Annotated in this window: 13 protein-coding genes; 2 read left to right on the top strand and 11 right to left on the bottom strand. The window is 50.8% G+C overall.

The window, feature by feature from the left end; genetic code table 11:
• Nucleotides 1–5: 5 nt before the first annotated feature.
• On the top strand, nt 6–926 hold the full coding sequence (locus tag INP77_RS00585; RefSeq protein ID WP_194746778.1) for a DMT family transporter: 921 nt from the start codon (nt 6–8) through the stop codon (nt 924–926).
• Here INP77_RS00585 and INP77_RS00580 read toward each other — a convergent pair.
• From INP77_RS00580 to INP77_RS00530, 11 genes are all read right to left on the bottom strand, one after another.
• Nucleotides 912–2,693 carry a tetratricopeptide repeat protein gene (locus INP77_RS00580; protein WP_194746777.1) on the bottom strand — a complete coding sequence of 594 codons (1,782 nt, stop codon included), beginning with the start codon at nt 2,691–2,693 and terminating at the stop codon, nt 912–914. The genes INP77_RS00585 and INP77_RS00580 overlap by 15 nt on opposite strands.
• Nucleotides 2,690–4,666 (bottom strand): bifunctional tRNA (5-methylaminomethyl-2-thiouridine)(34)-methyltransferase MnmD/FAD-dependent 5-carboxymethylaminomethyl-2-thiouridine(34) oxidoreductase MnmC, encoded by a 1,977-nt coding sequence (gene mnmC, locus INP77_RS00575; RefSeq protein WP_194746776.1) that lies wholly within the window; start codon nt 4,664–4,666, stop codon nt 2,690–2,692. The genes INP77_RS00580 and mnmC overlap by 4 nt, the downstream gene beginning before the upstream one ends.
• Before the next feature lie 36 nt (nt 4,667–4,702).
• Nucleotides 4,703–5,992, bottom strand: a complete 1,290-nt coding sequence (locus tag INP77_RS00570) for a cyclopropane-fatty-acyl-phospholipid synthase family protein (RefSeq protein WP_194746775.1) — start codon at nt 5,990–5,992, stop codon at nt 4,703–4,705.
• Between the two features lie 16 nt (nt 5,993–6,008).
• Nucleotides 6,009–6,782, bottom strand: a complete 774-nt coding sequence (locus tag INP77_RS00565; RefSeq protein WP_194746774.1) for a DUF1365 domain-containing protein — start codon at nt 6,780–6,782, stop codon at nt 6,009–6,011.
• Nucleotides 6,779–8,032, bottom strand: a complete 1,254-nt coding sequence (locus INP77_RS00560) for an NAD(P)/FAD-dependent oxidoreductase (RefSeq protein ID WP_194746773.1) — start codon at nt 8,030–8,032, stop codon at nt 6,779–6,781. The genes INP77_RS00565 and INP77_RS00560 overlap by 4 nt, the downstream gene beginning before the upstream one ends.
• Nucleotides 8,032–8,976 (bottom strand): acyl-CoA desaturase, encoded by a 945-nt coding sequence (locus INP77_RS00555; RefSeq protein ID WP_194746772.1) that lies wholly within the window; start codon nt 8,974–8,976, stop codon nt 8,032–8,034. The genes INP77_RS00560 and INP77_RS00555 overlap by 1 nt, the downstream gene beginning before the upstream one ends.
• 73 nt (nt 8,977–9,049) lie before the next feature.
• A complete protein-coding gene (locus tag INP77_RS00550) occupies nt 9,050–9,547 on the bottom strand; it encodes a lipocalin family protein (protein ID WP_228518623.1) in 498 nt (165 codons plus the stop codon).
• A gap of 38 nt (nt 9,548–9,585) precedes the next feature.
• Nucleotides 9,586–10,224, bottom strand: coding sequence for a DUF6134 family protein (locus tag INP77_RS00545; protein WP_194746770.1), 639 nt, complete (start codon nt 10,222–10,224; stop codon nt 9,586–9,588).
• On the bottom strand, nt 10,221–10,988 hold the full coding sequence (locus INP77_RS00540) for a DUF1295 domain-containing protein (RefSeq protein ID WP_194746769.1): 768 nt from the start codon (nt 10,986–10,988) through the stop codon (nt 10,221–10,223). Before INP77_RS00540 ends, INP77_RS00545 begins: the two co-directional genes overlap by 4 nt.
• Nucleotides 10,985–11,518 (bottom strand): DUF2878 domain-containing protein, encoded by a 534-nt coding sequence (locus tag INP77_RS00535; RefSeq protein WP_194746768.1) that lies wholly within the window; start codon nt 11,516–11,518, stop codon nt 10,985–10,987. The genes INP77_RS00540 and INP77_RS00535 overlap by 4 nt, the downstream gene beginning before the upstream one ends.
• A gap of 15 nt (nt 11,519–11,533) precedes the next feature.
• Nucleotides 11,534–12,577, bottom strand: coding sequence for a cyclopropane-fatty-acyl-phospholipid synthase family protein (locus INP77_RS00530; RefSeq protein WP_194746767.1), 1,044 nt, complete (start codon nt 12,575–12,577; stop codon nt 11,534–11,536).
• A 206-nt stretch (nt 12,578–12,783) separates the two neighbouring features.
• On the opposite strand from INP77_RS00530, the gene INP77_RS00525 reads away from it, so the two are divergent.
• Nucleotides 12,784–14,571, top strand: coding sequence for a PQQ-binding-like beta-propeller repeat protein (locus tag INP77_RS00525; RefSeq protein WP_194746766.1), 1,788 nt, complete (start codon nt 12,784–12,786; stop codon nt 14,569–14,571).
• Nucleotides 14,572–14,751 lie beyond the last annotated feature (180 nt).

The raw sequence follows: 14,751 nt of genomic DNA, 5'->3' as shown, positions 1-14,751 counted from the left end.
TATAAGTGACGCTTTCGCATAAACAAAAAGCTTCGCAGCAAAAAAAGTGGGCATCTTTGGCGCTGGTGTATGGCGCCTTGTGCTGGGGCGTGATTTGGTACCCTTACCGCCTGCTGAATGAGGTCGGTCTGTCTGGCGTGCAATCCAGCGTACTGAGTTATTTCGTGGCCTTGGTAATTGGTATGCTGCTGTTCTGGCGGCGGTCAGCGTATATCTCGCAGATTCCTTTTTCAGCTTATGGCTTAAGTCTGGTGGCGGGCTGGACCAATCTCGCCTATGTGCTGGCGGTGATTGATGGGGAGGTCATGCGGGTTATGTTGCTGTTTTATCTTTCGCCATTGTGGACGCTGCTGTTGGCCAGAATCTGGTTGCATGAGCCCTGGCATCTGCCGCAACTGGCGGCGATAGGCTTGTCTTTGCTTGGTGCGACCTTGATGCTGACAGACGGCCTATGGATTTGGCCGTGGCCACAATCCACCTCAGATTGGTTAGCGTTATCCGCCGGCATTGGTTTTTCGCTGACCAATGTGATTACCCGTTACTCCACCCACCTCTCAGTTGCGGCAAAAGGCATGCTGGTGTGGCTGGGCGTATTTGGCTTATCTATGTTGGTACTACTCTGGCTCAATGGGGTGAATGGCTTTGCATTTGTCACGGATGTGACACCCATGATGGGGCTTTGGTTGGTGTTGATCGCATTGCTACTGGTTTCTGCCACCTTGCTTGTCCAGTATGGCGTCACCAAAATCCCGGCCATTCAAGCCTCAGTGTTATTTATGACCGAGTTGATTGTCGCCGCCATCGCCGCCTACTTTTTGGCACATGAAACGATGTCTGTGACAGAAATGATGGGCGGCCTCTGTATTATTGCCGCTGGCGTATTGTCAGTCAGCACCGCTGAGACGGAAGATTCAGCCGCCGGATAAAAGCAATTGCTGATACGCCTGCTCAAGCTGGCGGCAGAAGTTGTCCGGGCTAAACAGGCGATTGGCATGCTGTTGCAAGCGCGCTTTGATGGCGGCTAATGCTGCTGGCGTTTGTGCCAGCATGACCGCACGTTGCTCCAAAGCCTGCCAATCCTGGCAAATACACTCCTCCAAGCCGAGTTGTTTGAGCAAACTTGCGCTGACGCGTGCCGGGAAGGTGCTGCCTTGCACGGTGAGCAAAGGAATGCCTTGCCACAGCGCGTCACTAGCAGTGGTATGGGCATTGTAGGGTGCGGTGTCCAGCATTAAATCTGCATGCTGCTGCCTGGCGATGTGTTGCTCGATACTGGTGCGCGGCGCGAAAATCAAACGATCAGCAGCGACGCCCAGTGCCATGGCGGCATTTGTCAAATGCTTGGCTGCCCAGACATTACCTTCGAGCAGCCACAATACGCTACCTGGGACCTGTTTTAAAATCCGCATCCAGCAGGCAAACACCTCAGGCGTAATCTTGAAACTCTGGTTAAAGCAGCAGAACACAAAGCCTTGCGCTGGCAAACCATGTGAGTGGCGGCTACCTGCGTCTGTAGTGGGTCGACGTGCATTATTCGGTTGATAGCAGGGCAATATGATCGCTTTCTCCGCCAAGGCCACTTCTGCCAAGATTTCATCCACGATAATCGCATCGTATAGCGGTACCCCATTAAGCATGCCCATGCTGCCGGGATACCCCAACCAGTTGACGTGCTTGCGCGCCGGTTTATAAGCGGCGACGCCACTGCGACTGCGTTGAGTAAAGCCGGTTAAGTCTACCAGCAGGTCAATCTCCGCTGCGCGCATATGCTGCGCCACCGCTTCGTCTGTCATGTTGCTGATTTCCAGCCACTGATCTGCGGCCGCATGAAAAGCGTGCCATTCGGCAGACTGATCATTGTGGCTATTACTATATAACAGTATTTCAAACTGCTCGCGATGGTGTGCAGCGATGACCTCAGTGACCAAATAAGCCAGGGGGTGTTTACGAAAATCCGAGGATAGATAAGCCACTTTGATGCGCGCACCTGCTGATTTGGCCGCTGGCGCAGCCAGTGGTTGGATGTGCGCGTAATGTTGTTGCGCCCAACGGCTGGCACAGGCTAACTGCTCCTGATCCGTGGTGCCTGGCATGGCCAGAAAGGCAAATGGCGGGATTTGTGCCTGAGGCAGCGCCTGTAACGCGTGACGCACCTCTTCAATGGCTTGCTCAAGCCCTTGCCAGTCAGCCATATGCTGTTTTTGATGGATCCAATGCACCTTTGCGTGCAGCAGTTTGGGATTTAATTGCAGGGCACGCGCATAGGAAGCCACTGCCAAGTCCAGCTGGCCTTGCTCACGGTAGGCATTGCCCAAATTGTTATGGCATTCCGCATCTTGCGGATCCAGTTGCAATGATTGCTGGTAGTGCTGGATGGCGAGCGCGGTTTGCCCAAGTTTGCGCAGGCTATTGGCCAGATTAAAATGCACATCGGCCTGCTGCTTGTCTTGTGCCAGTGAACGCCTGAAAAAGGTGGCTGCCAAAGTTTCATCTCCGCGCAGGCTAGCCACATTACCGAGTTGCATCAATATCTGCGGATGTTCTGGCACCAGTTGCAGGGCGTGCTGAAAAGCGCTTTCCGCCGCATTGGCTTGCTTGGTTTGCAAGTAATACCGTCCCAGCTCGTAATGCAGTTCCGGGTCATATGGCGTGCGGCTGAGCTGCTGCTGAAGTTTGGCTAGCTGATCAGTCATATTTTCTCTTGCTCACTAAACGGCTGTAGCAATGGCTTCCAGCCGGCCTGTTTAAACAATAACCGCTGCGGATGCAGACCTAGCCAAAAAGTATCCTCAGAGAGTTGTGGCAAGGTATGGCCAAAGTCTTGCAGCATGCGTCTGGCTAGTAAGGCTGCACAATAAGGGGCTGTCATCAGGCCTTTGCTACCGTGCGCTGCATGCACATACAACCCTTGTGCAGCGGGCAAGTCAGCGAAGCTGTTGACGGACGCATGACTGTCCATCAAGTGTTGTAACGGCAAAAGCGGACCCACATAGGGTAAATAATCCGGCGAGCCACAGCGTAGCGAAGCCCGTGCCGAGATCACGGCCGTGTGCGCCACTGGACCAAATTGTGGGCTGAGCGTGCTCACCATATGCAGATTTTGCTCGCTATCTTCAGCACGCACGCTGGTATCCGTCTCGCCTGGCGCAAAGGTGGCCCCCATGGCATGCGTTCCTTGATACGCTGGGGTTAGATAGCCATCCCCACACAAGATGGTACGCAAGGGTTGCATCGCCGGTTGCGCGGCAATCACCCCCATTTGTCCACGTACCGGATTGACCCACATCCCACTCTCAGGAATTAAAGCTGCCGCTTCAGCCGCATTACACACCACCACGGCATCAAACATGCCCAAGGGGCTGCTATCACTGAATAGCTGCCAGCCGGAAGAAATGCGTGAAAGCTTGTCGACCGCCTGCGCTAAATGCAGCCTAATTTTTGGCTGCTTCACCATCTGCTGGCAAGCCCGCACCGGATTGACCCAAGCCCCGTGCGGGAAATATAAGCACTCATGGCCAATCTGAACGCCCGCGCATTCGCTGGCTGCTGCTGCCGTCATTTTGTGGAGCAGTGGCGTATCGACGCCTAGCTGTTCATAGCGGGCGGCAACTTTTTGCACGCGTTTATGTTCACGTGGGCTGCCACCGAGTTGTAATAACCCGACGCTCTGGAAGCCGTCGTCGCCCAGATTGAGCTGCGCATAATGCCGCAGGCTATAACTATAGCTACGCCAGGCGAGCTGGTCATTCATCGGTTTTTCGGCATTGAGCCTGGGATAGAGCATGCCTCTGGGATTGCCAGAGGCCCCCGTAGCGACTTGCTCCGAACGCTCAAACATATGCACTTCACAGCCGAGCGACGTCAATTGATTGGCTGTGCTGCAGCCCGCAATGCCTGCACCTATGATGGCCACTTTAGGCAGCGGGTTGATCGCTGGTGCCGTCGTCGTGGGCCAATTTCCACATAACATTTCACGCTTGTTGCCAAAGCCTTTAGTTTTTTGGACTGCAAATCCGGCCGCTTGCAAGCCGCGCTTGACCACGCCCGCACTGGTAAAGGTGGCGAACGTAGTGCCTGCGTGCGCACAGGTGGCCATGCTTGCAAATAAATAAGGTTGCCACATTTGCGGGTTTTTGGCCGGCGCAAAGCCATCGAGAAACCAGGCATCTGCCTTCAAGGAGAGCTGTGGCAAATAATGCGCACTGTCCCCGATAAACAAGGTCAGGCTGGCCGAGAAGGAAGGTAGCTCAAGCTGGTTAATGCCTGGTTGTAACAAGTGATATTGTGCGCAGAGTGCCGCGCTTGCTTCGGCCAGTTCTGGAAAATGCGCATGCGCGGTTCGCAAATCCTGCAAGGTGAAGGGCGCAATTTCGACGCTGACAAAATGCAGGTGGGCGTGAGCAGGGGCGGTGTCACGCCAGAGCTTGAGAGTCGCCAGAAAATTGAGGCCGCTGCCAAAGCCCGTCTCTACAATGACAAAATGACTCGCTGTGTCGGCCGGGAGCTGCTGCCAGCGTTCAGCCAAATGGTTATGCTGCAAAAACACATAACGGGTTTCTGCCAGCCCATGCTGCGGATGCTCGGGACTGACAGAAAAATAAACATCATCGAATTGGGGGGAGTAGGGCAGGCCATTGCGCCACTCCAAGACTGCATGTGTACTCATGCCGCCAAGTTTATCATGGCCGGAGCATGCGCTGCTTTAGGCCACGCGCTTAAGCTGACGATAACCAGGTTTGGCCAAAAGCAAATGCACGTCGCCCAGCGCGCATTCTGCAAAGCCACCCTCGCAGTAACTCAGGTAAAAATCCCACATGCGAATAAAGGTCTCGCTATAGCCCAGCCGCTGTATGGCATCGATATTGGCAAAAAAGTTTTCCCGCCATAGACGCAAGGTGGTGGCATAGTCCAGGCCAATATCCTGCAAGTCCACCAGCCGCAAGTCGCTGGCGCGGGTCATGCTTGCCAGCATGGCAGTGTTCGATGGAATATTCGAGCCTGGAAAAATATAGCGCTGGATAAAATCCACGGAGCGGATGGCACTGTCATAACGCTGATCCGCAATTGTAATAGCCTGAATCAATGCAACACCGTTGGGCTTCAATAACTGGCTGACTTTGTTGAAATACGTGTCGTAGTATTGATGACCGACCGCTTCTATCATTTCGATTGAAACCAGTTTGTCGTATTGCCCATGCAGATGACGGTAATCCTGCTTGAGCAGCGTGATGCGGTCTTGCAGTCCTGCTTCCGCGATTCTGCTTTGAGCCAACGCATATTGTTGCTGCGAAATGGTGGTGGTGGTCACATGGCAACCATAGTGCTTGGCCGCATAGATGGCGAAGCCGCCCCATCCCGTACCAATCTCAATCACGCGATCGTTTGCGCTAAGCTGTAATTTCTCACAAATAACCTGTAACTTACGCTCAGAAGCCGCTTGTAAACTAGCGGGTTCCGTGTCAAACATGGCAGAGGAATACATCATGGTCGGGTCCAGAAATAACTGGAACAAGTCATTACCGAGATCATAGTGCGCGGCAATATTCTTTTTGCTGCCTGCCTCGCTGTTGCTATTGAGCCAGTGAAACAGTTTGAGCACGGGCTTGCTTAGCCATTGATAGCCGCCTTCCAGTGTGTCCATGACAGATTGGTTAAGCACCATCAGGCGGATCACATCTGTTAATGTGTCTGCTTGCCAGTAGCCCAGCATATACGCCTCCCCCGCACCAATGCTGCCGCCAAATGCAATTTCTCCATAAAAACGCGCATCAAGCACGGTAATGCTGGCTTGAATCTGGTCTGGTTGTGCCTGGCCAAACACATGCGTTTCTGTACCATCCACAAGCGTAAGTTGGCCAATCTGCAGTCCTGACAAGCGTTTGAGCACCTGCGATTTGGCCAGTTGCGCTACCCATTTGGCGCGGCTTTTGGCCTTGAGCGGTTTGGTCAGGGTGTCCGTTGGCAAGGATGAAGGGCTGGGAAGGGTATTCATAGTATTCAATTCACCGTCAGGTATTTTGATCAGGATGGGGATAGAACGGCACTTTTTTGAGCCAAAGCCGCAAGGCTTGCCAATAAATCGCGGCAATCACTTTCAGTGTCATCCACGGGTACTGCCATAACAGGCGATTCAAAGTAGCCGCCTGCCAGGGCTGTCTGTGTAATTTCAAGGTGGCAAAAAACATGGACTGTTGATCTCGCCAGTTTTGCATATGCACGTTGAGGACTTTCGCCGGCAATGAAAATTGCCATTGATACTGGATATCCATAGGCATAAATGGCGAAACATGAAAGTCTTTTTTGAGACTGAATACACCATTCTCGGCCGTATTCATGGCATGCACATAAGCAAACCGTTCTTTCCATGGAGTATTGGTAATGTGGCTCACAATCGCTTGTAACTGGCCTTGCTCATCGTGGCAGTAATAAAAACTCACGGGATTAAAGCAAATGCCCCAGTAACGGCAATGCGTCAGCAAGCCGATGCGACCTAATGGACGCTGCCCGGTTTCCTGTTCAACCAGGTTACGCACGCTGACATCCAGCGGCTCGTGGCTGGGCCCCAGATAGTCCTGGCGCCGAAAATAAGCCAGATTTGGTTTAAGATAAGACCATAAGCGATTGTTTTTAAAAAGCTTTGGCAATTCATCCAGATCCAGATACAACATAAACAGCCGGTAGCGAAAACCATGCAGGGTTGGCTGTAGCCGTTGATGGCTCACCCAACCTGTATAAATGGCACTTTGCAAGCAGTCTGTTTGCAATGCGGCGGGGGGACTCATAAATGCATCGCCTGAAAATGTTGTATGGCCGCCAGTGCACTGACCACGCCGTCCTCGTGAAAACCGTTGCGCCAGTAGGCGCCGGCATAGCCAGTCCGGTGTTTGCCACTGATCTCGGCATGGCGGGCTTGTGCCTGGGCGCCTGCCAGCGTGTACAAAGGATGGCGGTAGTGCAGCTTTTTAATCACCTTGTCTGGCGCGATGGCATCGGTGTAGTTCAAGGTGACCAGTAAAGGCTCGCTGGACTGGATGCCTTGCAGGATGTTCATGTTATAGGTGACCTGCACCTTGTCTGTCGCTTGCGCCGTAACGTGGTAGTTCCACGCCGCCCAGGCTAGCTTGCGTTGCGGCATCAGACGGGCATCCGTATGCAGATATACCGTGTTATCCTGATAGGGAATGGCGCCTAGGATGTCGCGCTCGGCCGTTGTGGCCTCAGCGCCCAATATCTGCAAGGCTTCATCACTGTGGCAGGCAAAAAAGACAAAATCAAACCGCTGTGATTGCCCGTTTTGCGTGGTCACGCTGACGCCCTGTGCATCGCGTTGCACAGCCTGCACTGCTGCATTAAGCTGGATGCGGTCACGATAGCCGGCAGTGATTTTTTCCAGATAGCGCGCAGATCCGCCGACGATGGTGCGCCACTGCGGCCGCTGGTCTACCGTGAGCATGCCGTGATGGTGAAAAAAGCGCACAAAGAAGCGGGCAGGGAACTGCAACATCTGTTCGGCATCAGTTGACCAGATCGCGGCCCCCATAGGCACGATGTAGTCGCGGATGAATTGGCTTGAATATCCCTGCTGTTTTAAATAGTCACCCAGCGGAATTTCATCGCCTGCAGCGAGCAGGGCCAGTGAGGTTTTGTTAAAGCGCAAGATATCCAGAATCATGCGGTAAAACGCTGGAGACAGTAAGTTGCGGCGCTGGGCAAACAGACTGTTTAACGTCGTACCGTTATATTCCAGCCCGCTGACTTCGTTGCGCACGCTAAAGCTCATATTGCTGTCACGCCAGACGACACCCGTTTCACGCAAAATGCGCTCAAACTCAGGATAGGTTTTATCGTTAAATACAATAAAGCCAGTATCTACCGCATGCTTCTGGCCACCAACCGTCACCTCATGTGTGTGCGTATGGCCACCGATGTAGTCGTTAGCTTCAAACAGGGTGATGTCATGCTGCTGATGCAAATAATAGGCAAGGGTATTACCAGCGATACCGCCGCCGATAATGGCAATCTTTAATCCCATTACAGCGGCCTTTCCTGATGATGCTGATCGCGCACCTCAACTGGCACTTGCTTTAAATTCCAGATTAACCCCAATGCAGCCATTATTCTCAGTCCGTAATAGGTCAAATCAATCTCCCACCAGTAAAAACCTTGTTTGACCGAACCCGGAAAATGATGATGATTGTTGTGCCAGCCTTCCCCCAGCGTCAGCAGGGCAATCAGCCAGTTATTGCGACTGTGGTCGCGCGTGGCATAACGGCGGCTACCCCAGACATGCGCCAAGGAGTTGACACAAAAAGTGGCGTGATAAAGCGCCACGGTGGACACCACAAAGCCCCACACCAGTAACTGCCAGCCGTTGGTTTGTAATTGTGGCGCATAATGTGCCAGCGTAGTCCCCAGTAAAAAGATGCCTAAAGCCAGTGCGAGCGGCACCAGGCTGTCAAAACGGTCCAACCAGCAGAGTTCACGAAAACGCGTCAATTCACGCACACGCTCTAATTGCGTCTTGAAATTGGCATGGCTCAGAAACCAGCCTAAATGACTCCACAGCAAGCCATGCTGGTGTGGGGAATGGATATCTTGCGGCTGATCTGCATGCACATGATGACTGCGGTGGTGGGCGGCCCACCACAAAGGACCGCGCTGTACTGCAGTGGCTCCAATCAAGGCAAATAAGAACTGTCCAGCGCGCGAGGTTTGAAAGGTCTTGTGGGCAAAATAGCGGTGATAAAAGCCGGTAATCGCAAACATGCGGATCAAATAAAGCCCGATGGCAAAGGCCACCGCAAAAGGACTCCAGCCCACCCAATATATAGCAATCAGGGCAAGATGCAGGCCAACAAACGGCAGCACCCGCCACCAGTCTATGCTCTCCGCATGCGCACTGGCTGGCGGCTGGTAGCGCTGGTTATCCAGCCAGCCAATGAGCCGCCATAGCAGCCCGGTGATTCTGTGTTGCATGATTCGTCCTCTCTCAAATACGCGTCGCCTGTTGCGCGTATGGTGATGTTTGTTTGATCAACAACTCACCCTTTTATTGTGGTTGATGCTTGAAAACCTCTAGCTTGCTGGTGTCGTAGCCCATGGCCCGGATTCTAGCGACCAATTGTTCATAACTGGCATGATCCAGTGTTGGTTTCCTCGACATCAGCCAGACATAATCCCGTTTGTTACGCGCAATAATCGTATGCTGGTAATCCTGGTCCAGGTAAGCAATCAGGTATTCTGATTTGAACGGCCACACAAACTGCATGTGCCACTCGGCATTGCCAGTGCCCGGCACAATAAAACCCGTCGGGTGATAGACTTTAAGTGGGCCTGTGAAGCTGCCCTGATTAAAGGTGAAAGTAGTGGCAATACTGCCATCCGAAGTCTTTTCATAGCGCTCAACCGGATTGTAAGGATCCTTTTCAATGAAAGTCGGGATCGCTGCAATCACATACCAGTCACCCATAAAACGGTCCAAATCCACTTGCTCAACGGTTTTAATCGGAGGCAAGTTTTGGCAAGCGGTCAGAGAAAAAATACCCATTATACAAATCACTTTAAATAATTTATTCAACATATTGATTAAATAAGTTTATATTTAATTTTATAGCCTTCTGGCGTAATCGACTCCAACGCCACCCACTGCTGTTGCTGATCGTACCAAAGCGTAATTTTCAGTTTGTCTTTACCCTTTAAGCGGCCATTGAGCCGGTATTGATGGGTGAGGGTGGTCTGACCTTTCACCTCTATAGTTTTGCTGCCTTCATCCGTGACAGTCACATCCAGATATTCTGCATTTTGTGGGTTAAGTAAACGGGATTGCTTGAGTATTTCGGGATTCCAGTAAGCAAAGGTCATGATACAGCCTGGCAGGGTTTGCGCACTGCCATTTTTCTCAAGTACAAACTGATTATTTTGTATCGCCCCTTTGACGTCGGTGATTTCTTTATTTTCCTCGGTGTGTGCCGTCAGTTGAGACAGGCAGTTGCCTTGCCACTGTTCATCGGCCTGGTGCTGGTAGCGATAGGCATTAATAAACAGCACTTTGACCTTGAAATTGGCGCGGCTTTGCAATTGGTTCTGATCCAGGCTAAAGGTGTGCGTCCCAATTTTTTGCTGGTCCAGGTAGACCTCAAATGACCACTCCTGCGCCTGTAGGGGAATAGCGAATAACAGCGCTAGGCCAGTTAAAGTGTGTCGCGTGGTAACCTTAGTTTTCATTTTTCAGCTCGCTTGGGGATCCCGGGAATAAATGCATTGGTATTTTTGACATATTCGGCATACCCGGGACGACGGCTGTGGATAGTCTGCTCCATCAAACTCACACCACTGACTTTTAACAGCAAGAACGTCATCAAAAGCGGAGACACCCAAACCCAATAGCTCGCTGATGACGCCGCCAACAGTGCAAATCCCCACCAGATCAGACACTCGCCAAAGTAGTTTGGGTGGCGGCTGTAGCGCCATAAACCAGTATTCAGTACCTGGGTTTGATGTCCGGCGGAAGCCCTGAATCGTGTGAGCTGCAAGTCCGCCACCACCTCCCAATATAGACCGAGCACAAATAACAATACACCGGCCAGGTCCAGCCAATTCAAGGCAGCAGTGCTTGAGATGGCCGCGAACAGTGGATAAGAAATGATCCAGGCCAGCAGCGCCTGAAAAGCGAACACAATGTAAAGGCTTTTCAACCAGAAATAAGGCTCATTGTTTTTGCGTATCGTGTCATATCGATGATCTTCTTTGCCCCAGTTGCGCCAGGTTAAAAAAATACTCAACCTTAGCGACCATAAGGTCACTGCGAACAGCACCAGGCAGGCGCGGAATGAAAGGTCTTGCATGAATATGGCGGTGACATAGGCCGTGATGGCAAAGAACAGGCTCCACATGCTATCCACATGGCTGTAGTGTTTGGTGATAAAACTTAAGAACCAGCCGCAAAGTGCAAACAACACAATCGCGATCAGCGCGTAGTAATAAATCATGTTTGCTCCAAAGCGAGAGACTGGTTAAAGCGATGACGTAACCACAGCATGAGTGGTAACAGAGTGGCCCATTCAAAGGCAAACCAGGCCAGGCTGTAAAGGCCTGGTAATTGAATGGCCCCCACACTTTCAGCCCCTAAATAAGCAAGGGGGCCGAACACTGCCCCCAGCATGAACGCCAAGGCATATTTATGTTGTAACCAGCGCATACTGACGTTCAGCGTGGTGGCAAAGGCAAGCCATAAGGCCAACATCCAGAGCGGGATGTAGGCCAACCACTGCGTATGGTTTTCAAATAGGATCCATTGCAACTTATATGCAAATTGGTCTGCCACTGCGCCAATGACTGCCGTCAATAAGAGCGGCAACGTTTGCGCCCAACCCTCGACCAGCGATAAATGCAGCAGGGTATAGAGCAGCACTGCAGCGAAAACGGCTGTACTCAAGCCGGGTTTAGCGGACAATATGCACAGCCACCAGATCACTTGAAAAGAAATAAAATTAAATATAATCAATTTCTTATTGGTCATATTTAATCTTTCAGATTATCGTTTGGCAAATAAATAGTGGCTGACCCACCAGGTCTGGCCATGGTTGTAACCGAACAGTTCTGCGCAGGCCATGAAAAAAATCCGCCAACGTTGACGCCACATTTCTGCATCGGCCTGGCCATAGATAGACGCCAGGACAGGGGTCAGTGCTTGATGGTTTTGGTCCATCAGTTGCAGCCAGGCGTTCGCCGTTTTTTCATAATGCGTACCATCCCAGCGCCATTTGTCTAACAGTTTCAAATCATCCTGAAAATACAGCGGCAAATCATCACTAGGCATCATGCCACCACTAAAGAAATACTGGCTCATCCAATCATCTTCCGCTTTGACATCAAAAGCATAAGGGGTGTAGCGGTGGACAAAAATATGCTTGAAAAACAAACCACCCGGCTTCAGCCAGCGCGCTACTTTGCCATAGAGCACTTGGTAGTTGCGCATATGTTCAAACATTTCAACCGAAACAATGCGGTCGTAAGTTTGCTCGGTATCAAACACATTCATGTCTGCAGTGAGGATATGAATGTTTGACAGACCACGCGCTTTTGCCTGACCCATAATATATTCACGCTGCGAAGCGGAGTTTGAGACCCCCGTAATCTGCGCCTGCGGATAATGGCTGGCCATCCATAGCGTCAGCGAACCCCAGCCGCAACCCAACTCTAAGATATGTTGACCATCATGCAACTGGGCATGTGCACAGGTTTGCGTAAGCGCAAGTTGCTCGGCTTCATCAAGCGTACGTGTGTCCGGCAACCAGAAACAGCTACTGTATTTGCGATTGCTGCCTAAACAATATTGATAAAAATTGGCAGGTACTTCGTAATGCTGTGCATTGGCTTTTTCAGGCAGTGGCGCGATCTCTGCCTGAGCCATTGCCTGCACAAATTGGACCAGACTAGACTGCGCATGCTCACAATCCTGTTCAGAAATTTCTTCCAGCCTTGATTTGCACAAGCGCTGAATGCCTTTACGGATCAAAGCATCAGAGAGGTAGCCTTTTTCAGCCAATTTTAAGGCAAATGTTACAGGTGAAGTCATGATGATAATTATTGTATTAACTAAATGATCCTAGTATAAGTCCATTCGTTCTCCAGATTAGTTTCATGGATAGAAAACTTTTTATCACATCCAAAATTTAGGTGAATGTTGCTGGAGTTTACAGAGGGATATGCTGAACTCGTTGCCGGATAAGTTTTAGGTGTATACTAATCTGTATAGTTAAAAATATAGCCGGGGTTATCATCATGCAAAACAACACTTCGACGGTATGTGCTGTAGTGACACTTTCTGTCATGCTTATGGCTTGTACGCATGCCAGCAAGCCAGAAAAATCAGCATCCTCAAATGTCGATTGGCCTAACTATGGCTTGAATCTGAAGGCGCAGCGTTACTCTGCTTTGTCTCAAATCAACCAGAAAAACGTTCACCAGCTTGCGCTCGCCTGGAAGGTCGAAACCGGCGTAAAAGCCACGTTTCAAGCCACTCCGATTGTGGTCAATGGCGTCATGTATGTCAGTTTGCCCTACAACCATGTGTTGGCGCTGGATGCGGCGACGGGTCAACAGCTATGGAAATACACGCACGACCGCAAACCAGACTGGCCGATGTGCTGCGGTCCAGCTAACCGTGGCGTAGCCGTGGCAGAAGGCAAAGTGTTTATTGGTACAGTGGATGCCAGGCTGATTGCATTGGATGCCAAAACGGGCGCAAAGCAGTGGGATATTGATGTCGCCGCTAATCAGGTGAGCACCGAGCACCAGGACGCCTTAAGTGGTGATGACCCCAATAAAACCCGCAAAGTGACAGGGGGCACCGGGGTAGGCATTGCGATGGCCCCGGTTGTTTATAATCATAAGGTCATGATAGGCATTACCGGTGTCGGCTATGGCTTGCATATTGACAATCCACGCAGTGATGCGCCTTTGGGCGCGGTGATCGGCGTCACAGGCCGTTATGGCCGTCCAGGCTTTTTAGCGGCTTATGACGTGAATGATGGTCATCAGGTCTGGCAGTTTGATACGATCCCCAAGCAGGGTTGGGAAGGGCAGTTTGTGACTAAAACGGCCGATGGCAATCAGTTTCACAGAGACACCGCCGCTGAACGGACAGCACTTAAAGACTACCCTGACGCCGCAAAATTTGGCGGGGGCTCAGCCTGGAGTACACCAGCCATTGATACCGCAACCAATACCCTATACTTTGGCACAGGCAATCCCTCTCCACAAATGAACGATATTTCGCGCCCAGGCGATAACTTATATACAGTTTCTTTAGTGGCGCTCGATACCGAAACCGGTCAATACAAATGGCATTATCAACAAGTCCCTCACGATCTTTGGGGCTATGATCTCGCAAGCCCACCAGTCCTGTTTGACTATCAATTTCATGGCAAGACTATTCCTGCCGTGGGGCAGGCCAGTAAAACGGGCTGGTTTTACATTCACGACCGCAACACGGGTCAGTTCTTGACCAAGTCAGCCCCATTTGTGCCACAACACAATTTATTTGCCAAGCCAAGTCAAGAAGGTACTGTCATCTATCCAGGCATTTTAGGCGGTGCCAACTGGTCACCTGTCAGCCTCGATGAAAAACATCAGAAAGTTTATGTGGCTGCAATGCATAGCCCGATCAAATATACCGTTCACGAAACCACAGTGAATCCGGGCGAAAAACCTATTCGCTATGCGGCCAGTGAACCCACAGACGACCCTAGATGGGGCGTACTCAGTGCAATTAACCTTACTGATGGCAATATTTTATGGCAGCGAAAAACGAATCAACCATTGGTTGGCGGTGTTCTGAGCACTGAAGGCGGTCTACTTTTTTGCGGTGAGGGTACTGGTGCATTTGCTGCATACAACAGTAAAAATGGTGATGTGTTATGGCAATATCACTCGCAATATGGTGTGAATGCGCCACCAATTACATATATGGCTAAACAGATTCAATATATTGCAGTGGTGAGTGGCGGTAATTCATTGTTCGGTTTTAATCAAGGCGATGCAATCTTGGTATTTAAGCTTTTGCAGTAATGCTAAGTATCTATTTAATCTATTTTATAGATTAACAATCCCAACATAATTATTAAGACATATCTAAGGCGAATAAACTTTGTTTTTCGCCTTCTGATAAATGGCGAAGCTTCGTCCTTTTTTGTTCGCATAATGTATATTATGTTAAATTAATAAAATTCAATAAGTTATCATTTTCAC

The sequence above is a fragment of the Methylophilus sp. 13 genome (assembly GCF_015354335.1).
Lineage (GTDB): Bacteria > Pseudomonadota > Gammaproteobacteria > Burkholderiales > Methylophilaceae > Methylophilus > Methylophilus glucosoxydans.
Note: the sequence above shows the minus strand (reverse complement) of the source record. Positions and strands in the feature narration are given on the sequence as shown.